This is a genomic window from Psychroflexus sp. MBR-150, from assembly GCF_053628795.1.
In genome coordinates, this window is record NZ_JBRJHB010000002.1 from 43095 (window position 1) to 63639 (window position 20545).

Genomic DNA, 20545 nt, shown 5'->3' on the forward strand with positions numbered 1-20545 from the left:
AATAATTTTTTTCAACAAAATTTATCAAGTTGAAATATTCATTCAAATATTTTTGTCTCAATTTTTTAATGATAAACATCATTCAAAACATAAATCCTTACTTTTGAAGAAATTTTTGAAATATTTTATATTATGAAAATCATTGTTCCTATGGCGGGTCGTGGTTCGCGACTTAGACCGCATACTCTAACCGTTCCGAAACCACTTATTCCAATTGCGGGTAAACCCATTGTGCAACGCTTGGTTGAAGATATTGCCAAAGTTGTTGATGAGCCTATCGAAGAAATTGCATTTGTAATTGGTAAAGATTTTGGCAAAGCCGTAGAAGAACAACTCGAAAATATTGCCACAGGTTTAAATGCAAAGGCCAGCATTTATGTTCAAGATCAACCGCTTGGCACAGGTCATGCCATTATGAGTGCTGAACCTTCACTTAGTGGTCCAGCTGTTGTGGCTTACGCAGACACTTTATTTAAAGCAGATTTTAGCATTGAAAAAGATACTGAAGCGATGATTTGGGTTAAGCAGGTGGACAACCCCAAAGCTTTTGGCGTAGTCAACATCAATAACAAAGGTCATATTACTGACTTGGTAGAAAAACCCGAACATCCTGAATCTGATTTAGCGGTGATAGGAATCTATTATTTTAGAGACATCAGTATATTAAAAGAACAATTGCAAGCGGTTTTAGATGAAAAACTTATTCGTGGCGGTGAATATCAAATCAATGATGGCATTGAAAAAATGAAGCAAAACGGAATCATTTTTAAACCTGGAAAGGTCGATGAATGGATGGATTGCGGTAACAAAACCGTAACCGTTGAAACCAACAAACGCATTTTAGAACATTTGAAAAATGGAGATGAAAAATTGATTTCAGACCACGTTGAAATTCACAGTTCTGAAATCACAGAACCTTGTTTCATTGCCGATGGTGTCAAATTGATAAACGCTAAAATTGGACCTTATGTTTCTTTAGGAAAAGGCACAGTAGTGAAAGACAGTGCGATTAAAAATAGCTTAATTCAAGAACACACTGAAATCACAAATGCCAATCTCAACAATGCTATGATAGGCAATTTTGCTAAATTCAATGGTCAATTTTCAAGTATCAGCATTGGTGATTATTCGGTTTTAGAATAGATGAAGAACAATATTTTGACATATCTGTTTTTGTTTTTGGGATTTATCATCTTTCAAAATATCAATGCTCAAATTGAACAGGAAATTGAAGCACAAGATAGCGTTATACCGGTTAATAATAACAAGGATTTTCAACCGAAATTTTTTAAAGCTCTGTCTGAACGCGGTATAGAAAACTATAAAAAAGCTGCTGAAATTTTAGAAACTCTCAAGGCTGAGCATTCAGATAAAGCCGTGGTTTTTTTTCAATTGGGTTTAAATTATTTCGATTTAGAGCAATACAATCTGGCCTTAGAACATTTGCATAAAGCAGATGAATTAAAACCTAATGATTTTGATATTCGAGAGGCATTATTTAGGGTTTACTATCAACAAAAAAACTATGCTAAAGCTTTAGAATTGGCAAGTGATTTAGCCTTAAAAAAATCAGAATATTATGAAATTTTAGCTAATCTGTATTTAACTACTGAGCAATATAAAAAAGCTTTAGAAGCTTTAGAAAAAGCAGATCAAAAACAAGGTTTTGATGCACACAAAGATCAGTTGAGAGAAGTGATTTTTGAAGCTTTTGATAAACCAAAAATCGCTATTTCTTATTATCAAAAACGCATTGAACTCGAACCTTACAATCCGTTGAATGCATATCGATTAACAAGATTTTTAATGCAAGAAAATCAATATCATGAAGCATTAAAAGTTTTAAAAAATTTGATTGAAAATCATCCACGTTTTACGAGAGCTTATGTTTTAAAAACACAAGTTTATCTTAAGTTAGACCAAGTTGAACAAGCATTTGATGCATTAGAAGCGGTTGTGTCTGATCGGTTTTTAGAAGAAAACTATAAAGTTCAAGCTATTGAATACATAAAATCCTTTGTTGAAAAGAATCCTGAATATCAAGACAAATTTGTTCAAGTCTTGAATGTTGCTTCTGAAACGGCTGAAAATTCTGCCAGTTTTTTAGATTTAGGCTTGTTTTATTTTGAAAACGATAAGCCTCGAGCTTTGGAAAATTTCAAAAAAGCTTTATCCCAAAACCCACAAGATTTTCAGATTTTAAGATACGTCGGTGTTTTGGAGCTTCAGCTTAACCGTCCGCAAGCAGCAATTGAAACAGCAGAAAAAGCCCTTGAAATATACCCAACACAAGCGGTTTTTATGCTGATTAAAGGTCAGGCTTTACTGGAGCTAACACAATATAATGCTGCTGAAACGGTTTTACTTGAAGCAGAATCTTACATTTTTGAAGAAAATGATATGATGCTAAAGCTTTATGAAACTTTACAAAAAGTTTATGTGGGTTTAAATAATGAAGCACAATCAAAAATATATCAATCTAAAGCTGAAGAACTTAAAAATAAACTCAAATAAATATATGCCAACCAAATCAGTTTTAGTTGTCTTGATATCAGTTTTGATATTAGTATCTTGTGGCGGAAGTCAGTCGGTTTTAAAAAAGAAAGACCTCAAAAATGAGACCTTAAAAGCGATTGTCAAAAACTACAACAAATCTACGCCAAGGTTTAAAACCATGCGCGGTCGAATAAAAGGGGTTTATGATGATGGCAATCAACAGCAAAATATCAATATCAGTTATAGATTTCAAAAGGATAAAATCTTATGGATGAGTGCTAAATTTGCGGGACTAATTCAAGTGGCCAAAATAATAATAACACCTCAAAAGATTAAATTTTACGAACGCATAAACAATTCTTATTTTGACGGAAATTTTGAATTGGTCAGTGCTTTTTTAGGACTTGAACTAAATTATGAACAATTGCAAAACCTTTTTACAGGTCAAGCCTTAAAGAATATTGAGATTTCAAACACCGATTTTCAAACAGCAGGCGATTATTTTCAAATATTAACTACTTATGATAACGGTTTTACCCAACATTTGCTTTTAGATGCTAAAACCTTTAAAATCAGGCAACAAAGTTTGAATATAAACAATAAACAAATAAAAATTATTTACAAATCTTATCAAATCATAGATGGTTTTTCATTTCCAGAAGAATTTGTAATTTTAGCAGGAGACAATAAAGAGCATATTCAAATTACGATGACTTACAAAAACATAAAGTTGAACGATGAGTTGAAGTTTCCTTTTAGTTTTCCCAATAACTACTCGCCAATTCAATTGAATTAAATTATGAAACGTTATCTTTTTTTGTTGATAGTTTTAATTTATGGACAGTTTGTTTTTAGCCAAACTCAAAAAGAGTTGGAAAAAGAACGCCAACAAATAGAGCAACAAATCAAACAAATCAATAGCAATTTAGACGAAACTCAATCTCACAGAATATCGGCTATTGAAAAGGTGCAAACTCTTAACCAGCGTATAGCTGCTGCAGAACGACTTGTGCGAATCAACAATCGCGAAGCCAATATGCTATCCAGAGAAATCAACGCCAATACTCAAGCTATAGATAAACTTAGAACTCAACTCAAACAACTCAAAGCTGAATATGCTCAAATGGTAGTTGATGCTTATAAAAGTAAATCTCAACAAAACCGAATTATGTTTTTGTTGTCTTCCGATAATTTTTTACAAGCCTACAAACGCCTTCAATACATGAAGCAATTTGCGGCATATCGTAAGAAACAAGGCAAAGAAATTGAAATACAAACGCAGCAACTTCAAGCTTTAAACGAAAAGCTATTTGAGCAACGCCAAGCTAAAGAACAACTTTTGGCTCAAAATCGACAAACCATTGAAAAACTCAATAAAGATAAAGCTGCTGAAAAAGAACTTATTGCTTCCATTAGGAAAAAAGAAAGCCAGTATAAGAAAGAGTTAGAACGGAAACAAGAAAAAATTACCGAGATTGACCAACTCATTCAGAAATTAATTAGAGAAGCCATTGCAGCAGAGAATAAAAAGTTGGGCAGCACCTCCAATAGCCGATTTAAAATGACGCCTGAAGCTAAACTCTTAGGAGGTAAATTTGAAGATAATAAAGGCAAATTGCCTTGGCCTGTGGTTTCTGGTTTTGTATCTCGACCTTACGGCACAAGACATCATGCTGTGGTTAAAACGGTTATGACCAAAAGTGAAGGCGTCCGCATTGACACTCAACAAGGTGCAAAAGCCCGAGCTATTTTTGATGGAGAAGTCAGTCAAATTATGGTCATACCAAACGCTTTCAAAGTGGTTATGATTCGCCACGGTCAGTATATCAGTGTTTACAAAAATATAGACAAACTCAATGTAAGAAAAGGCGATAAGGTCAAGCGTAACCAATTTATAGGTACAATTGGTCAAGATTTGACAGATGGATCTACTACTTTAGGGTTTTATATTTATAAAAACAGTAAAACCCAAAACCCAGCAGATTGGATTTATAAGATGTAAAACATTCAATTATTCTAAATTATCTACAAAGTTTTGAAGATATTCAAATTTTGGAGTCAATTTGCCTTGATTTGTTATTTGTGCTCTTTTTAAAATACCATCTTTGTCATTGTTAAAAAATGCAGGAATAACGTGTTGTGCAAACATTTCTCCAAAACCTTTGCTTGCGTCTTTGGGCAATTCGCAAGGTAAATTATCAACAGCCATAACACCAATAGCATCGGTATTCATAAAGTCAGTCTCGGTTTCTGTTTGAGGATCATAAGCGTAAAAAGGGTTTTCGATGCTTGATGGTCGTATAGTTGAAGCCACAGGACCATCGATATCGCAACTGATATCAGCAACCAATTTAATTTTAAAATCAGATGATTTGGCATCTTCTCTTGTAAACAAATAAGGAGCATTATCACCGTAAAAATGCCCTGCAATAAATAGGTCAGAAGTTTTTGCAAATTTCATAAAATCAGACTTATAAGGCGAAGGGTCTTTAAAAAAATCTTTTATGTTACTTGGCTTACCATCTTTTCTTTTGTTGTAGTCTAAAACTTTAGCATTAGTAAAAACAGGAATATTAAAATCTTTACTTAAATAATCATCAACACTGATTTGTTGTATTTTCAAATGATTTAAAATCTCTTTAGCTCCATTGGCAACTTTTCCTGAGCCAGTCAAAACAATTTTTATTTTTGGAATTTTAATTTTATCGAGTTCTTGTTTGACTTGATTTAAGTCTGATAAATTTTCAACTTTTGGTAAATGGAATAATTTTTCTCTTAAACCTAACAATCTAAAACCATTATATGCTCCTACTAAACCAGCATATCTACCAAATCCAATAAGTCTTCTACCCTTTGTATCAGTAATTGTTTCATGATCAAAAAGATCGATATTTTTTTTTAGTATAGTTTGTAAAAGTTTTCTGTTATAATCTTGTTTCTTGATGGTATGAGAAAAGAAAAAATAAGATTTATTAGGAATCAAAGACTCAACAGGCACTTCTTTTACCCCAATAAGAACATCACAAGCACTTAAGTCAGGGTTGATTTCTATACCAGCTTTTTGGTAAGAGCTATCAGGAAATATTCTAATATCAGAAGGTTCAACAATAAATTTTAGGTTGTTGTATTTTTGTTCTAAACTATGAAGTTGTTGAGGTGTAAAGACGACTCTTCTATCTGGCGGTGTTTTGCGTTCTTTGATAATTCCAATGGTCATACGATAGGAAATTTTGGATTTTTTGATGTATTGCTCGTTAGGTTAAAAATTTTACAAATGTAAAAGATTTTAAATCAGATAAAAATATAGTTAAACTTTTACAAAGGCATATTTAAACACCCAACTTAGAATTTTTATCCCTGCCATTACCGCACCTTTTATGGTTCCAGATACTTTAGATTTGCCAATACGGTTGCGATATTTAACGGGTTCTTCTTTATATTTAAGGTTGTGTTTTAAGGCTTTTAATTGCATCTCAACAGTCCAACCATAGGTTTTGTCTTGCATGTTTAAAGACAGGAGTTTGTGGTATTTTATAGCTCTAAAAGGACCAAGGTCTGTAAACTTTGCACCATACATCAATCGCATTAGCGAAGTAGCCAAAGCATTTCCAAATCTTTGCGGTAAGGTCATCGCTCCTTTTTCTCTCAAAAGTTTTTTACGTGCACCTATAACAAAATCATAATTTTCTTCTATAATAGGCTCGACCAAGCTGGTGAGTTGTTCAGGATAATCACTGTAATCGGCGTCTATAAAAACAACTATATCAGGGCTTTTAGACTGATTTTGAATATATGCCATCGCCTTTAAACAAGCATAACCGTAGCCTTTTTGTGCTTCAAAACAAATAGTTGCACCTGCTTTTTTTGCAACATATGACGTGTTGTCTGTTGAGTTATTATCAACAACAATCACTTCATCAACAAAATCGGGTATATCTTTTACAACTTTTGCAACAGATTGAGCTTCGTTATGAGCAGGTATGATAACTTTTATAAGCGTATTTTTATACAAATTTAGAACCGTTTTTACAAGTGTATATTTTAGCAAACATACACTTTTAGTATTTATGCATAAGTCTTAAAATTTTAATTTGACTTACAATGAAGTATGAATTTGAAATTAAAAACAAATTATTTAAGGATATAAAATCTAACAATTAAAAACTCAATAGATAATTCTATAAAAAGATGTTTAAAATTAAAACTATAAAATAATGCTAAATAGATTTTTTGCTTTGTGAATTCTTTTGAAAATATTATATTAGCGTTATAAATGATAGTTATGTCAGTTTCAAAACCTTTTAATTTAAAACAATGGATTGAAGACAACAGAGATTTACTTAAACCTCCTGTTGGTAATAAAAATTTATACAAAGACGCTCAAGATTATATCGTGATGATAGTTGGTGGTCCTAATGCTCGTAAAGATTATCACTACAATGAAACAGAAGAGTTGTTTTATCAACTTGAAGGGCAAATAGAAATTCACATTCAAGACAAAGGTAAAAAACGAACCATGTCACTTGGTCCTGGTGATATGTATCTCAATCCACCAAAAGTGCCACATTCGCCAGTTAGGCACGAAAATTCTATAGGTTTAGTCGTTGAACGCAAACGCAGTCACCTTGATATTAAAGATGGTTTATTATGGTTTTGTGACAATTGCAACCATAAACTGCACGAGGTCTATTTTCCACTTAACGATATAGAAAAAGATTTTCTAGAGCATTTCAACCATTTTTACGCGAGTGAAAGTTTGAGAACCTGTGACAATTGTGGAACTGTGATGCCTACTGATAAACGTTTTGTAACAGATTAAGGCTTTCATGTTTAAACATGTAATATTGAAATTGTTCTACAAAATAAGCAATGAGATCAGATCATTTAAAAATCACTTAAGTTAACACTATTGTAAATATGAGTATTCATTTGCAAAAGCTTATTGAAAATCTCAAACCCTTGAGACAAAAGTTACTTGACCACAATTTATATAGATATATTGAGACACCTGATGACTTAAGAATATTTACTCAGCACCACGTTTTTGCCGTTTGGGATTTTATGTCATTGCTTAAAATATTACAACAAAAATTAACCAATGTCAATGTGCCATGGACACCAAGCGATAATACAGAATTTACGTATTTGATAAACGATATCGTTCTTGCTGAAGAATCAGACTTAAATAGAGCTGGCAAACACCAAAGCCATTATGAGATGTATCTTGATGCTATGGAAAATCTAACAGCTTCAACGCTTCAAATCAGAAAATTTACTGATCAAATTCAACATGGTACGGATATCTTTTTGGTGATCTCTACTACCGATTTACCTAAGTCTGTCAAATCGTTTTTAATCTTTACTTTTAATACCATTTATCACAAACAAACACATGATATTGTTTCTGCTTTCACCTTTGGACGTGAAGAACTTATTCCTGATATGTTTACAGAAATTATCGCTTACATCCAAAAACAATTTCCTGATGAAAAAATTGATGATTTAAAATACTATTTTGAAAGACATATCGAAATTGATGCAGATCAACACGGACCTATGGCTATTAAACTTATAGAAAATCTTTGTCAAAACGATATTAATAAATGGCAATCTGTTGAAAAAACAGCTGAAATTGCTCTACAAAAAAGAATCGAACTTTGGGACGGGATTTTGAAATCTATTCTTAATCATAAAGCCATTGCATAAAATTAAAGCTTTCATATTGACCTTGCTTTATTTTGTTGCTATGATAAGACCTGCTCAGCCTGTTTTAAATTATATTTTAAATTACGATTATATCGTCAATGTATTATGTATTAATAGAGATAAACCCAAATTAAATTGCAATGGTAAATGCTATTTAATGAAAATGATTGAAGACAAACAAGCGGAAAAACCATTCGATAAACGAGCTTTTCAAATGGAACTTTATCCTATTGGTTTTATTTCTATTCTAAACTTAGAATTTAAAAAAGTTAGTTTTTACAAAAACACAATTTACTCATATATAGATATTTACAATATTTTAATCTCTCGTAATTTTGATAAACCGCCTCAGAGTTTTAGTTAATTTATAGAAAACAAATTAAACTTTTTTACAAATTATTTAAAACTCGATTTTATGAAAATTATAAAATTAGCCCTTGTTATGTTCATTTTTAATATAGCAATGGCTCAAGATACATCAAAAAAAGACAATACAAAATGGACTTCCGCAAGACCCGATGGTCACGCACCAATAAGCGTTATGGGAGACCACTATCACCACAAAGGTGAATTTATGTTCTCTTATCGCTACATGCCGATGTGGATGGATGGAAACATCAAAGAAGATAATAGCATCTCTGATTCAGATATCTATTCTAATTTTATGATAGCTCCACAAGAAATGCAGATGGATATGCATATGCTCGGCGTGATGTATGGTGTGTCAGATAAATTAACCCTGATGCTGATGGGTAATGTTTTATCCAACACTATGGATTTGAGCACAATGAGTGGCAATACATTTACAACAGAATCTGAGGGTTTTGGAGATTTAAAAATCAGAGCTTTGTATCAACTCTTTAATGCTGAAAAACAATCTCTACACTTTAATATGGGTTTATCTATACCGACAGGTGATATTGACCAAACCTCTGTAACGCCTATGTCAGATAACGCTCCAGTTGCCTATCCTATGCAATTAGGAAGTGGCACATTTGACCCACAATTTGGGATGACTTACTTAGGACAAACCGAACAGTTTTCTTGGGGTGTCCAAAGTTTATATACCACAAGATTAGGGACAAATGACAACGACTATAGATTAGGAAATGCTTTTGAAACCAATGCTTGGTTGGCTTATAAAGCCCATGACTATTTCAGTTTTTCAACAAGAATAAAATATGTTGATATCAGGCAAATTTCTGGAGCTGACCCAGCTTTTGATCCGATGATGATGCCTTTGTTTAACATTGAAAACTCTGGTCGAAGCCAAGTTGATTTAGGTTTGGGAGCAAACTTTTATGTGCCAAAAGGCAGTTTAAAAAACCTGAGATTTGGATTTGAGTTTATCTTGCCTTTTTACCAAAATGTTAACGGCATTCAAATGGAAAATGATTATGCCGCCACTTTTGGCATTCAATATACGATTGAATAATTTTTTTTTGAGCTAAAGAAATTGATGCTACTTCGGTTTCTTTAGCTCATGTTATCAAATTTGATGTTTCGATTTGTGTGTTTTTTCAATTGCCAAATTTCATTATGCTTTAATTAAGGTATCCTCAGAAAGTCAGAATTTAAAGTTATAGATTTCGGATTTGTTATAAATAGAATGGCTCCAATTTAACTATTTAAAACCCTTGAAACGCATAGGATTGTGCATTTTCTATAGCCTGCAATACGGTCTCGTAGGTAATCAAAAAGCGTATCGATTATTTTTTTGGCTTTTTCTCTTGCAGTAATTGAAATAAATTTTAACACTCAAATCAAGTTATAAAATAATTGAAAATGAAACTCAAATTCTTTGTTTAAAGATGCTATCAACTTAATTGCTAAATATCCTGAAATCGGATAGCCAACCGATAATTATGATGCTCGAATAAAAATTGTTCGTGATTATTTAATCATTTATGAAATCAAAAAAGAAAATATTTTCATTTTAAGCATTTGGAACAGCAGACAAAATCCAGAAAAATTAAAAGTCTTATTAAAAAAGTAACTCATATTTAAGGTTAAACACTCAAAAATAAAATCCTATTTTTGCACTATGCAAAATGAAAATATTCAAAAGCTAAATTCTTTAATAAAATCGTCTAAAAACATTGTTGTCTTAGGTCACAAAAATCCAGATGGCGATGCCGTTGGAAGTTGTATGGCTTGGGGTTTGTTTTTAAAAAAACTTAATCATAATGTTGAAGTGATAATGCCTAATGATTACCCTGAATTTTTAAATTGGGTGCCAAATCAAGAACAAATTTTGATATTTAATCAAGATAAACCTAAAGTTCAAAAAGCTATTCAAAATGCAGATTTAATTTTTACTTTAGATTTCAATCATTTATCTCGAGTAGGCGAGGAGTTGCAAAAAGATTTAGAAACCATTGATCAACCTTTTGTGATGATAGATCATCATCAAGAACCTGGTGTTTATGCTGAAATCACCATTTCACATCCCGAATATGGTTCAACTGCAGAATTGGTTTTTGAATGTATTGACCACTTAAATTCTACTGATTTAATCGATAAAGACATCGCAAGTTGTTTGTATCTTGGCATTATGACCGACACGGGTTCGTTTAAATTTCCATCAACAACAGCAAGAACACATCAAATTGCAGCAGTGCTTATTGAGAAAGGTGCTATCGCACATCAAATTCAGCAAGAAACCTTTGATGCTAATTCTTACAACAGGTTAAAACTCTTAGGACAAGCTATGCAGAATTTAGAATATTTAAAAGATTTTGGCGTAGCATACATACATTTGAGCCAAAAAGAATTAGACCAACACCATTTTAGAAAAGGTGATACCGAAGGTTTTGTCAATTACGGTTTGTCGATTAAAAATGTGGTTTTAGCTGCTATTTTTAAAGAAGAGGCTCAACAAAAAATCATCAAAATTTCATTTCGCTCAAAAGGAAGTTTTGATGTCAATCAATTTGCAAGACAGCATTTTGAAGGTGGTGGTCACAAAAATGCAGCAGGTGGTAAAAGTGATCTTAGCCTTGATGCAACCATCAAAAAATTTGTAAGTTTACTGCAAGATTATAAAACCCAATTAGATGCAGCAATTTAGGATTGTTTTTAGCTTTTTTTTAATGGCTTTTTTGGTGTCTTGTCATCAACCTCAACCCAGAAAACCTGTCAGTTATCAGAACGGTTCATTTTTAGATAAATCTCTAAAACGCAATAAAGCAATTCTGAAAGCAGAAGAAAAGGCGATTTTTAAAATTATTGAAAATGATAGTTCTAATACTTACTACAATTCTTCTGATGGTTTTTGGTATCATTATGTTCAGAAAAACAACAGCGATACCATAACACCGCAATTTGGTGACCAAGTCACGTTTACTTATAATTTGCGGACTTTTTCTGAAGACACCATTTATACGATGGCTGAAATCGGTCAACGTAAATATTTAATGGACCAACAACGTTTGATGACAGGTCTCCGTGAAGGACTTAAAATTATGAAGGCTGGCGAACAAGTTACTTTTTTATTTCCATCATCTCGAGCCTACGGGTTCTATGGTGATAAAAAAAGAATAGGTTCTGACGTGCCTTTAAAAGCAACTGTAATATTAAAATCCATAAAACAAACAGAACGATGAAAACACTTTTTAAACTATTTTTACTAACCTTAATCATTTCGAGTATGTCTTGTCAAAACGAATACAGCAATTTAGACGATGGTCTTTATGCTAAATTTGACACCAATTACGGTGAATTTATTGCCAAACTTTACCACAAAAAAGCACCGATGACAGTCGGTAATTTTGTTTCTCTCGCCGAAGGCAACAACCCTAAAGCTAAAGAAAAATACCAAGGCAAAAAGTTTTTTGATTCGCTTACTTTTCACCGTGTCATAGACGGATTTATGATTCAAGGTGGCGACCCACTTGGCACTGGTCAAGGCGATCCAGGTTATAAATTTCCAAATGAAATCACAGAACTAACACACGACACCATTGGGGTTTTGTCTATGGCAAACAGTGGTCCAAACACCAATGGCAGTCAATTTTTTATTACACTGAAACCACAATCACCTCTAAATGGTTCGTATTCAGTCTTTGGTCAAATTGTTGAAGGTCAATCCGTTGTTGATTCTATAGGTAAAGTAGAAACCGATACGCGTAACAAACCTAAAGAAGCGGTAAGAATAAACACGGTAGAAATCATTAGAAAAGGTCAAGATGCCAAAAACTTTGACGCGGCAAAAGCTTTTGAAAACGGCATCGCAGAATTTGAAGAGGCACAAGCCAAAAAACAAGAGGAAATCAACAACACGATTAATTCTATGTATGACAATCTCCAAGAAACCGAATCTGGTTTAAGATACGTCATTACTAAAGAAAATCCCTCTGGCGAACAGCCACAAGTTGGCGATAATGTTAGCGTGCATTACGAAGGTCGATTAATAGACGGAACCGTTTTTGACTCGTCTTTTAAAAGAGATAAACCTATTACATTTCCACTCGGTCAACGCCGAGTAATAGCTGGTTGGGACGAAGGTATTGCTCTTATGAAAAAAGGTGAAAAAGCAACTTTGGTTATTCCACCAGACTTAGGTTACGGACCAAGAGGTGCTGGCGGAGTTATTCCACCAAATGCCTACTTGATCTTTGATGTTGAGTTGGTCGATATCAAATAAAATGAGATTAAAACCATTCACTATAAGCTACAATGTTCATTTATTGAATGTTGTGGCTTTTTTTATGATTTTTAATTTAATCGGATGCAAAACAGCCAAACTAAACTTATCTGCAGCTTATCAAGTTAAATTTTTAGATGAATTTATTTTAGAAAAAAAATCTTTTGAAAATACTGAAATTGGCGGTCTATCTGGTATAGATTACAATGGTGATTATTTTGTTTTGATTTCAGATAAATCTACAAACCCTGACATTTTTAAGGCTGATATACAAATTGAAAATGATAAAATCAAAGCTGTAAATTTTAACAATCATCAAATCATAAAATGTAATACCATCAAAAGATTTGATACGGAAAGTATTCGTTTTTTACCTGATGCAACTGGCTATCTCGTTTCAACAGAAGGAGCTATCAATTCAAATGAAAATGCCCAAATCATTGAAGTTGACGAACAAGGTCAATGTCAAAAAAAATATGATTTACCAAAACATTTTGATGTCAATCATTTTAATCAACCAAGACATAATGGTGTTTTTGAAGGTTTGAGTATCGATTACAGCAAGCGTGGTTTTTGGGTGGTTAACGAATTGCCATTAATTGAAGACGGTCACAAACCTAAACTCTACAATTCATTCTCGCCAGTAAGAATAACCCATTATAATTTTGATAATTCTCAACCCGATGTTCAATATAGCTATGATTTAGAGCGTTTGGTTAAAATTCCTTTTTTGCCCTTTGGACTCAACGGTGCTACTGAAATTTTACAAATAGACAAAAGGCATATTGTTTTAATAGAACGTTCATTTTCAGCTGGTCATAGCTCAAAAGGCAATCGAGTAAAACTTTTTTTAATCGATATTTCAAAAGGAAAAAACACACTTGACATAAGAAGTTTAAAAAAAAATAAAGCCAAATCAATGCCAAAAACGCTGATTTTTGATTCTAAAAACATAAGAAAACAGCTTCAAAATAACTTTATTGACAATATTGAAGGTATAAGTTTTGGTCCAGATTTACCAAATGGAAATAAAAGTTTAATTTTGATAAGTGATAATAATTTTAATGCTTTAGGCAAACAACTCAATCAGTTTGTTTTACTAGAACTCATAAAACCAAACCAATGAAATATACCAGACTTGTGATCGCCTTTTCTTTTATGTTATGTTTTGCCTGTCAAGGTGATAGAGACAAAGTAAGGCAACTAAATATACCACCAGGCAAAACCCCTAAAGAAACCACATACTATTTGATCAGACACGCAGAAAAAAGGCATGATAATCCATCTGAAAAAAATCCCGAACTCAGTGAAAAAGGTTTTGAACGCAGTAAATATTGGGGCGAATATTTTGAAGATAAAAACCTTGAAATGTTCTACACTACAGACTCTATGCGAACATTTCAAACTATGATTCCTATTGTTTATCCATACAAAGCCCAAGTGCAGTTTTATGAAGCCAAAGACACTTTGTTTACTGAAGAATTTTGGACAAAAACCTATGGTGGAAACACTATCATTGTTGGTCACAGCAATACCACACCAAAATTTGTGAATGAAATAATCGGTCAAGACAAATACAAACCCATACCAGACAGTATTAATCACAGACTTTATAAAGTAAAAATTGATAAAGACGGATTTGTGGTTCAAGATACATTCGTCAATATTTTACTCAAATAATGATTGTGGAAGTTTTACTTTTTTGTATTTTGTTAATATCAACTTTGCATTATTGGCCATTTCAACATTGGGTATTTCGCACTTTGGCTTTTGCAAAAATTCAATTGAGTTTTATTCAGACTATTGTCATAGCTATTCTTTTAACACAATTCTCAAGTTTAAGTGATTTAAGTATAATTTTGAGTGCAATAATTTTATTGTTGTGGTTACATAATCTTTTTATTCTCCTGCCTTACACTTCAATTTATCACAGAGAAAGCCAAAGACTTGAAACATCAAAAGAAGCGGTAAGTTTTTTGTCAGTTAATGTGTATCAATATAATCAACAATATCATCTACTTATTGAGCTGATTAAACGTATTCAACCCGATATTTTATTAACGATGGAAAGCGATAAAAATTGGGAAAAAGCCTTAGAAGAAGTAGAAGATTTATTTCAATATTCTAAAAAAGTGCCACAAGACAATACTTACGGCATTCATTTTTACACTAAGCTCAAAGCAAACAAAATACAAGTCAACTATTTTGTTGCAGAGGATATTCCTAGTATTGAAGCCGATTTAGAAACAAAAGATGGTGATGAATTTACATTTTTTGGTATTCATCCGCCACCGCCAAGTCCTACGGAAGAAGAAACATCAAAAGAAAGAGACGCTGATATTTTAGCTTTAGGTCAAAAAATAAAAACTCTGAAAAAGCCCTGTTTGGTAGTTGGCGACTTTAATAATGTAGCTTGGTCAAAATCTTCAAAATTATTCAAAAAAACAACCCAATTGCTCGACCCCAGAATTGGACGTGGTTTTATCTCTACGTTTCACGCCAAGTATTTGTTTTTTAGGTTTCCGATTGATTTGATTTTTCACTCAAAATCCGTTTATATTCAGAACCTAAAAACTGAAAAACATATCAACTCTGATCATTTTCCTTTGTATGGAGAATTTGTTGTCCAACACAAAGCTCAAAAACAAGACACAAATACTGACCGACCTTCTGAAGATGAAAAAGAAACTATAAAAGAAATGATTAAAGAGGGGAAAGCGGTAGAGTCAGATAATAGAAATGATACCTAAGACTTCAACCTCTGATCTATCGGAAAATCATCAACAGATTTGATGCTTATAGATTTATAATCAGCGTGATAAGGATTGATAAGATAATTAAAATCTCCATAAACCACAGCACTTGGCACTTTTAATACTAAGCTTTGATTTTGCATAATAAAATCATCACCAATTTTTTGGCTACTCATATGATGCGGTAAAGCATTCCATAATTTTGGTAAGTCTTTGGTAGCGAGAGTTTCTACACTTATGTTTTGTGGAATTTTGATACACATCATTTTGAAATCGCTTGGGAGTTGGTGTAAAGGCAAATGCACCAAAACTTCCGCCATAGCCAAGGCTCTACTTTGTGAAGTGTAAATCATTTCAACGCCTTTGCTGTTCCATCGATTGCCAGATAAAGCTGCACCATTACCACTTAAAGATTTAGAATATTTTAACCGTGTTAACCTGAAAACCTCCACTATGCAAAAATGCCTTGGTCTATTCTGTTGAGCTCATCCATAACAAGAGCTTTGCCGTATGAATCTTTAAGCAACTCTGCTGGTGTGAGGTTATTAAAAACCAAAGATGGTGTATTGAGCCAATCGTAAAACTGTGTATTATTGTCAAAAACTTGCTTTCCAAAAGCCGTAACTTCTGCAATTTCAAGGATTTTTTCAGAATGTATGGGTTTGAAATGAAAATCTTTAGTTTTCTTGTAGCGTTGTAAACTTTTGGTAGAAATATTGAGATATTCGGCCCATTCATCTTCAGAAAAAGGTGAAAACAACATTACTGTTTTAAAAAGTTGATACGATAACCCCTTTCTGATGGACTTTATCACTAAAATTTTGTCATTGATAAAGTCAGAAAATGAAAAATTTTTGATGTCATGAAAAGGTCTGATATCTTTGGTAATGTATGCTGAAACGGCTTCATTAACAACTTGTAGCTCGGTATGGGTGCTATATTTTTTCATCTCTCGTTTATTTACAAATATATACAAATGTCTTCAAAATTAAGACAATAGTCTAAACTTTAACATTTTTCTTTAGACTTTTTGACTTGTATTTTTTCGTTTTCAATTTTAGAAACTAATTCGAGCTGTTGATTTTTAAGGGCTTTTGAGATGTTTTCGAGTTTGATATTTTCTGATTTTGGTCGATAATTTTTATAATCTACAAACCTGACGCTATCAATATATCTTTCGTTATAGGCTTCTCTAAATCGAATGCCACCACCGTTGACCATAAAGCTATATGCCAAATAATCGAGTTTGTAGTCATCTTTTCCAAACCAGTATAAATACTTATCCTGAAAATCTGAGCCACCACCAACTTGATCAAAATTTACGGCTATTTTGTGATATATTTTATTTTTTATGGTATCTAAACCCAGATAAGTTTTGTTAACTGCTTTATCATTTAATCGAAATGGCAACTGCACAAAGTAATGCACAGAATTTATTGATTCGGCATATTTTTGTGCAGTAGTATCAGCAATTTGCACTAAAGAATCATTGATATAGCGCTTAAAACTTTTATCAGGTTCATAGTAATCCTTAATCAAGGAGTCAGCACTACGAAAAATTCTTGAATATATATAATGATTGCAATGACCTTGGCTGGTGTATTTTTTGTTTCTAAATGTAAAGCTGACAGTTGAGTGTTTAAAAGCATCTGTACCAGAAACTTCAATAGCTTTATCTACAATACTTTGAGCACTTTGACGAGTATCATTGTTAGATTTGCAACTAATCATTATGACTAATAGTGATATAATATAAATATTAGGTTTCATATCGTAGAGAATTATATTTACAATATTACACATTATTATTTATCAGCACACACTCGTTTTATTATCTTTGCAAATTCAAATTAATATAAGCTTTAGAGCTTAGAATACTGATTGCATGAAGATATCTTATAATTGGTTAAAAGATTTTATTGACATAAAGTGGTCAGCTGAAAAAATTGAAACCATTCTTACAGATTTAGGTTTAGAAGTTGAAGGCATAGAAAATTTTGAATCCATAAAAGGACAATTAGAAGGTCTTGTAGTTGGGAAAGTTTTAGAATGCAAAAAACACCCAAACGCCGACCGATTAAAATTAACTCAAGTTGATATTGGCGAAAAAGACCCAGTTCAAATTGTATGTGGTGCACCAAATGTAAATAAAAATCAGTGGGTTCCTGTCGCAACTGTTGGCACAACCATTTACAATCAAAAAGGAGAATCTCTTAAAATCAAAAAAGGCAAGATAAGAGGCGAAGTTAGTATGGGTATGATTTGTGCCGAAGATGAAATTGGTTTGGGCAAATCACACGACGGTATTATGGTTTTAGAAGGTGACTTTCAACCTGGTCAAGCTTTAAATACGGTCTTTCCTGTTGAAACAGACAAAGTGTTTGAAATCGGATTGACCCCAAACCGTGCTGATGCTATGAGCCATTGGGGCGTAGCTCGCGATTTGAGAGCTGGTATTATGCATCAAGGTAAAAGCCTACCAATCAATACACCTTCAATAAGTAATTTTCACGTTGAAGATCGTTCAAGACGAACTAAAATAGAAGTTAAAAACTCTGAATTAGCACCAAGATATTGTGGCATAACAATAACAGATATAAATATTGACGTTTCCCCACTATGGCTTCAAAATAGATTGAAAGCCATTGGCGTCAATCCTAAAAACAATATCGTTGACATCACTAATTATGTGATGCACGAAATTGGTCAACCCTTGCACGCTTTTGATGCTGACAAAATTAAAGATTCCCAAATTATGGTCAAAACCTTAGATGAAGGCAGTTTATTTACCACCTTAGATGGTGTTGAGCGAAAACTTTCTTCAGAAGATCTAATGATTTGTGATACAGAAAAACCGCTCTGCATTGCTGGTGTTTTGGGTGGTGAAAATTCAGGCGTTTCTGAAACAACAAAAAGCATTTTTTTAGAAAGTGCTTATTTCAATTCTGTAAGTGTGCGTAAAACAGCTAAAAGACACGGAATCAATACCGATGCTTCGTTTAGATTTGAACGTGGCATTGACCCACACATTACAGAAGATGCTTTAAAACGAGCAGCTATTTTAATCAGTGAAATTGCAGGTGGTAAAATCAGTAGTGAAATTGATGATTTTTACCCTAAAAAAATTGAAGACCACCAGGTTTTTCTCACCTTTGATAAAATCAATTCGCTTGTTGGTGAAGAGTTGGATTCTGGAGTTATAAAATCAATTTTGACATCTTTAGACATCAAAGTCAATAATGTTTCTGAAAGTGGAATGGGTCTAACCATACCAGCTTATCGCGTAGATGTAACACGCGAAGTAGATGTGATTGAAGAAATTCTAAGAGTTTATGGCTACAATAAAATAAAGTTAGATAACAAATTTAATGTTTCTGTAGCCAATTCTTCAAAATTTGAAGATTATAAAATTCAAAACATTATCGCTAATATGTTAGTGTCTAAAGGCTTTTACGAAACTATGGCAAATTCCTTGACAACTTCAGATTATACAGAATTTAGTAGCCAAATTTCAAAACGCAACAATGTTGAAATAATCAATCCATTGAGTCAAGATTTAGCTGTGATGAGACAGAGTTTATTGTTTTCTGGTTTAGAAAATATCAGTTATAATCTAAATCGAAAAAATGAAAATCTCAAGTTTTTTGAATTCGGCAAAAGTTATCATAAGTTTGATAAAAAAATAGCTGAACAAAAACACCTTTCTCTTTTTGTCGTTGGAAATAGAGTAGAAGAAAACTGGTTAAAATCTTCAAACCACATCGATTTCTTTTACCTAAAAGGTATTGTTGAAAGTGTTTTAGAAAAATTAGGTTTAAATTTTATATCTGCTCCAAATGAAGATGATACCATTGCAGAAGGCTTATCTTATAAAGTCAAGACAAAAACCCTTGTAAAATTTGGTCGGCTTAAAAAAGAAATTACAGAGGCTTTTGATGTTTCAAAAGAAGTTTTATACGCAGATTTTGATTGGGATACACTATTAAATCTAACATCTAAGATTAAGTTTAAATCTCAAGATATTCCAAAATATCCAGAAGTAAGACGCGATTTTGCCTTGCTTATAGATGAAAATATTTCATTTGAGCAAATTGAGAATATTGCCAAAAAAACCGATAAAAAACTCCTGCAACAAGTCAACCTGTTTGATGTTTATCAAGGCGAAAATTTACCCGATGATAAAAAGAGTTATGCCGTCAGTTTTACCTTTAGAGACCAAAACAAAACACTAACAGATAAACAAGTAGATAAAATCATGGCTAAACTGCAAAAACAATTTGAAACACAATTGCAAGCAGAGTTGAGGTGATTGTTGAATAAATTTCATTTAAAATAAACTTTATCGCGTTTGTTTACATGCTTAAAGTATAATTTATAAGTTTTTTTGTAAATTTGGTAAAATCTGAAAATATGGATATTCAAGCAACAAAGCTTCAACTGGTTAAGACTATTTTAGAGAATGAAAATTCAGAATTTATCCTGAAAATTGCTGATTTTGTAAGTAAAGAAAAAGCTGATTTTTGGAATAAATTAAATACTTCTGAGCAACAAGAAATAAAACAAGGTATTCAAGAATTGAATGACGGAGAAAGGGTTTCATATCAATCTTTTTTAAAGAAAATATCCTAATGAATGAATGTTTTTTTGTCCAAGCTTGCTGAAAAAAAAACTTCTTAAGTTATCTCAATATCTTTTAGAAGAATGGAATTTGAACACTCGAGATAAGTTCATATCTAAATTAACCGATAAAATCAATCAAATATCAGCATAACCGGAGAGTTGTCCACAATCAACAGAATTTAAAGGTCTTTATAGATGCGTAGTAACAAAACAAACTACCTTTTATTATAGAATATCAAAAAAATCGAATGAAATCGAGATAATCACTATTTTTGATACACGACAAGACCCAAACAAACTTGAAAAAGATATAAATTAAAACCTT

General features: G+C 32.5%; 22 protein-coding genes. 17 read left to right on the forward strand and 5 right to left on the reverse strand.

Translation table 11 applies throughout. The features are described from left to right. The first annotated feature begins 132 nt into the window (after positions 1-132). From ACSSV5_RS01310 to ACSSV5_RS01325, 4 genes are read left to right on the forward strand one after another with little or no spacing between them, the layout of a single operon-like run. Positions 133-1143, forward strand: a complete 1011-nt coding sequence (locus tag ACSSV5_RS01310; protein WP_454244462.1) for a sugar nucleotidyltransferase — start codon at positions 133-135, stop codon at positions 1141-1143. After that, positions 1144-2514 (forward strand): tetratricopeptide repeat protein, encoded by a 1371-nt coding sequence (locus tag ACSSV5_RS01315; protein ID WP_454244463.1) that lies wholly within the window; start codon positions 1144-1146, stop codon positions 2512-2514. Positions 2515-2518: 4 nt separating this feature from the next. Continuing rightward, positions 2519-3292, forward strand: a complete 774-nt coding sequence (locus tag ACSSV5_RS01320) for a DUF4292 domain-containing protein (protein WP_211065445.1) — start codon at positions 2519-2521, stop codon at positions 3290-3292. Between the two features lie 3 nt (positions 3293-3295). Continuing rightward, complete coding sequence (locus ACSSV5_RS01325; RefSeq protein WP_454244464.1) at positions 3296-4498, forward strand: murein hydrolase activator EnvC family protein; 1203 nt, start codon at positions 3296-3298, stop codon at positions 4496-4498. A 9-nt stretch (positions 4499-4507) separates the two neighbouring features. Here ACSSV5_RS01325 and ACSSV5_RS01330 read toward each other — a convergent pair whose 3' ends face one another. Further along, a complete protein-coding gene (locus tag ACSSV5_RS01330; RefSeq protein WP_454244465.1) occupies positions 4508-5713 on the reverse strand; it encodes an NAD(P)-dependent oxidoreductase in 1206 nt (401 codons plus the stop codon). Positions 5714-5803: 90 nt separating this feature from the next. Further along, on the reverse strand, positions 5804-6544 hold the full coding sequence (locus ACSSV5_RS01335; protein ID WP_454244466.1) for a glycosyltransferase family 2 protein: 741 nt from the start codon (positions 6542-6544) through the stop codon (positions 5804-5806). A 234-nt stretch (positions 6545-6778) separates the two neighbouring features. Here ACSSV5_RS01335 and ACSSV5_RS01340 point away from each other — a divergent pair, with 234 nt between their 5' ends. From ACSSV5_RS01340 to ACSSV5_RS01390, 11 genes are all read left to right on the forward strand, one after another. After that, positions 6779-7315 carry a 3-hydroxyanthranilate 3,4-dioxygenase gene (locus ACSSV5_RS01340; protein ID WP_454244467.1) on the forward strand — a complete coding sequence of 179 codons (537 nt, stop codon included), beginning with the start codon at positions 6779-6781 and terminating at the stop codon, positions 7313-7315. A 98-nt stretch (positions 7316-7413) separates the two neighbouring features. Further along, positions 7414-8202 (forward strand): DUF3050 domain-containing protein, encoded by a 789-nt coding sequence (locus tag ACSSV5_RS01345; RefSeq protein WP_211065449.1) that lies wholly within the window; start codon positions 7414-7416, stop codon positions 8200-8202. Then, positions 8195-8566 carry a hypothetical protein gene (locus ACSSV5_RS01350; RefSeq protein WP_454244468.1) on the forward strand — a complete coding sequence of 124 codons (372 nt, stop codon included), beginning with the start codon at positions 8195-8197 and terminating at the stop codon, positions 8564-8566. The genes ACSSV5_RS01345 and ACSSV5_RS01350 overlap by 8 nt, the downstream gene beginning before the upstream one ends. A gap of 51 nt (positions 8567-8617) precedes the next feature. Next, on the forward strand, positions 8618-9637 hold the full coding sequence (locus tag ACSSV5_RS01355; protein WP_454244469.1) for a transporter: 1020 nt from the start codon (positions 8618-8620) through the stop codon (positions 9635-9637). Positions 9638-10078: 441 nt separating this feature from the next. Then, positions 10079-10198: a hypothetical protein gene (locus ACSSV5_RS01360; protein WP_454244582.1), complete on the forward strand. Its 120-nt coding sequence runs from the start codon at positions 10079-10081 to the stop codon at positions 10196-10198. A gap of 48 nt (positions 10199-10246) precedes the next feature. Continuing rightward, positions 10247-11272, forward strand: coding sequence for a DHH family phosphoesterase (locus tag ACSSV5_RS01365; protein WP_454244470.1), 1026 nt, complete (start codon positions 10247-10249; stop codon positions 11270-11272). Further along, complete coding sequence (gene gldI, locus ACSSV5_RS01370) at positions 11259-11807, forward strand: gliding motility-associated peptidyl-prolyl isomerase GldI (RefSeq protein WP_454244471.1); 549 nt, start codon at positions 11259-11261, stop codon at positions 11805-11807. The genes ACSSV5_RS01365 and gldI overlap by 14 nt, the downstream gene beginning before the upstream one ends. After that, positions 11804-12847, forward strand: coding sequence for a peptidylprolyl isomerase (locus tag ACSSV5_RS01375; RefSeq protein ID WP_211065454.1), 1044 nt, complete (start codon positions 11804-11806; stop codon positions 12845-12847). Before gldI ends, ACSSV5_RS01375 begins: the two co-directional genes overlap by 4 nt. A 1-nt stretch (position 12848) precedes the next feature. After that, entirely contained in the window at positions 12849-13973 is a 1125-nt protein-coding gene (locus tag ACSSV5_RS01380) for an esterase-like activity of phytase family protein (RefSeq protein ID WP_454244472.1), read from the forward strand. Beyond that, positions 13970-14527, forward strand: a complete 558-nt coding sequence (locus ACSSV5_RS01385; protein WP_454244473.1) for a histidine phosphatase family protein — start codon at positions 13970-13972, stop codon at positions 14525-14527. The genes ACSSV5_RS01380 and ACSSV5_RS01385 overlap by 4 nt, the downstream gene beginning before the upstream one ends. Positions 14528-14706: 179 nt before the next feature. After that, positions 14707-15597 (forward strand): endonuclease/exonuclease/phosphatase family protein, encoded by an 891-nt coding sequence (locus ACSSV5_RS01390; protein WP_454244474.1) that lies wholly within the window; start codon positions 14707-14709, stop codon positions 15595-15597. Here ACSSV5_RS01390 and ACSSV5_RS01395 read toward each other — a convergent pair. From ACSSV5_RS01395 to ACSSV5_RS01405, 3 genes are read right to left on the reverse strand one after another with little or no spacing between them, the layout of a single operon-like run. Beyond that, positions 15594-16052, reverse strand: a complete 459-nt coding sequence (locus ACSSV5_RS01395) for an RES family NAD+ phosphorylase (protein ID WP_454244475.1) — start codon at positions 16050-16052, stop codon at positions 15594-15596. The two genes, ACSSV5_RS01390 and ACSSV5_RS01395, sit on opposite strands and share 4 nt — an antisense overlap. Continuing rightward, positions 16052-16549, reverse strand: coding sequence for a type II RES/Xre toxin-antitoxin system antitoxin (gene parS, locus ACSSV5_RS01400; RefSeq protein WP_454244476.1), 498 nt, complete (start codon positions 16547-16549; stop codon positions 16052-16054). The genes ACSSV5_RS01395 and parS overlap by 1 nt, the downstream gene beginning before the upstream one ends. A gap of 59 nt (positions 16550-16608) precedes the next feature. Further along, on the reverse strand, positions 16609-17370 hold the full coding sequence (locus ACSSV5_RS01405) for a DUF6503 family protein (protein WP_247653532.1): 762 nt from the start codon (positions 17368-17370) through the stop codon (positions 16609-16611). Positions 17371-17485: 115 nt separating this feature from the next. Between ACSSV5_RS01405 and pheT the strand changes: the two genes are divergently transcribed. Together pheT and ACSSV5_RS01415 are read left to right on the forward strand one after the other, a co-directional pair. After that, complete coding sequence (gene pheT / locus ACSSV5_RS01410) at positions 17486-19909, forward strand: phenylalanine--tRNA ligase subunit beta (protein ID WP_454244477.1); 2424 nt, start codon at positions 17486-17488, stop codon at positions 19907-19909. A 101-nt stretch (positions 19910-20010) separates the two neighbouring features. Next, on the forward strand, positions 20011-20229 hold the full coding sequence (locus ACSSV5_RS01415; RefSeq protein ID WP_211065464.1) for a hypothetical protein: 219 nt from the start codon (positions 20011-20013) through the stop codon (positions 20227-20229). Positions 20230-20545 lie beyond the last annotated feature (316 nt).

What these genes read in the sequence shown, in the direction of transcription:
- ACSSV5_RS01310 (WP_454244462.1), top strand. Translation starts at nt 133, where the DNA reads ATGAAAATCATTGTTCCTATGGCGGGTCGTGGTTCGCGACTTAGACCG.
- pheT (WP_454244477.1), top strand. Translation starts at nt 17,486, where the DNA reads ATGAAGATATCTTATAATTGGTTAAAAGATTTTATTGACATAAAGTGG.
- gldI (WP_454244471.1), top strand. Translation starts at nt 11,259, where the DNA reads ATGCAGCAATTTAGGATTGTTTTTAGCTTTTTTTTAATGGCTTTTTTG.
- ACSSV5_RS01320 (WP_211065445.1), top strand. Translation starts at nt 2,519, where the DNA reads ATGCCAACCAAATCAGTTTTAGTTGTCTTGATATCAGTTTTGATATTA.
- ACSSV5_RS01380 (WP_454244472.1), top strand. Translation starts at nt 12,849, where the DNA reads ATGAGATTAAAACCATTCACTATAAGCTACAATGTTCATTTATTGAAT.
- ACSSV5_RS01365 (WP_454244470.1), top strand. Translation starts at nt 10,247, where the DNA reads ATGCAAAATGAAAATATTCAAAAGCTAAATTCTTTAATAAAATCGTCT.
- ACSSV5_RS01325 (WP_454244464.1), top strand. Translation starts at nt 3,296, where the DNA reads ATGAAACGTTATCTTTTTTTGTTGATAGTTTTAATTTATGGACAGTTT.
- ACSSV5_RS01355 (WP_454244469.1), top strand. Translation starts at nt 8,618, where the DNA reads ATGAAAATTATAAAATTAGCCCTTGTTATGTTCATTTTTAATATAGCA.
- ACSSV5_RS01415 (WP_211065464.1), top strand. Translation starts at nt 20,011, where the DNA reads ATGGATATTCAAGCAACAAAGCTTCAACTGGTTAAGACTATTTTAGAG.
- ACSSV5_RS01375 (WP_211065454.1), top strand. Translation starts at nt 11,804, where the DNA reads ATGAAAACACTTTTTAAACTATTTTTACTAACCTTAATCATTTCGAGT.
- ACSSV5_RS01315 (WP_454244463.1), top strand. Translation starts at nt 1,144, where the DNA reads ATGAAGAACAATATTTTGACATATCTGTTTTTGTTTTTGGGATTTATC.
- ACSSV5_RS01385 (WP_454244473.1), top strand. Translation starts at nt 13,970, where the DNA reads ATGAAATATACCAGACTTGTGATCGCCTTTTCTTTTATGTTATGTTTT.
- ACSSV5_RS01340 (WP_454244467.1), top strand. Translation starts at nt 6,779, where the DNA reads ATGTCAGTTTCAAAACCTTTTAATTTAAAACAATGGATTGAAGACAAC.
- ACSSV5_RS01345 (WP_211065449.1), top strand. Translation starts at nt 7,414, where the DNA reads ATGAGTATTCATTTGCAAAAGCTTATTGAAAATCTCAAACCCTTGAGA.
- ACSSV5_RS01330 (WP_454244465.1), bottom strand. Translation starts at nt 5,713, where the DNA reads ATGACCATTGGAATTATCAAAGAACGCAAAACACCGCCAGATAGAAGA.
- parS (WP_454244476.1), bottom strand. Translation starts at nt 16,549, where the DNA reads ATGAAAAAATATAGCACCCATACCGAGCTACAAGTTGTTAATGAAGCC.
- ACSSV5_RS01405 (WP_247653532.1), bottom strand. Translation starts at nt 17,370, where the DNA reads ATGAAACCTAATATTTATATTATATCACTATTAGTCATAATGATTAGT.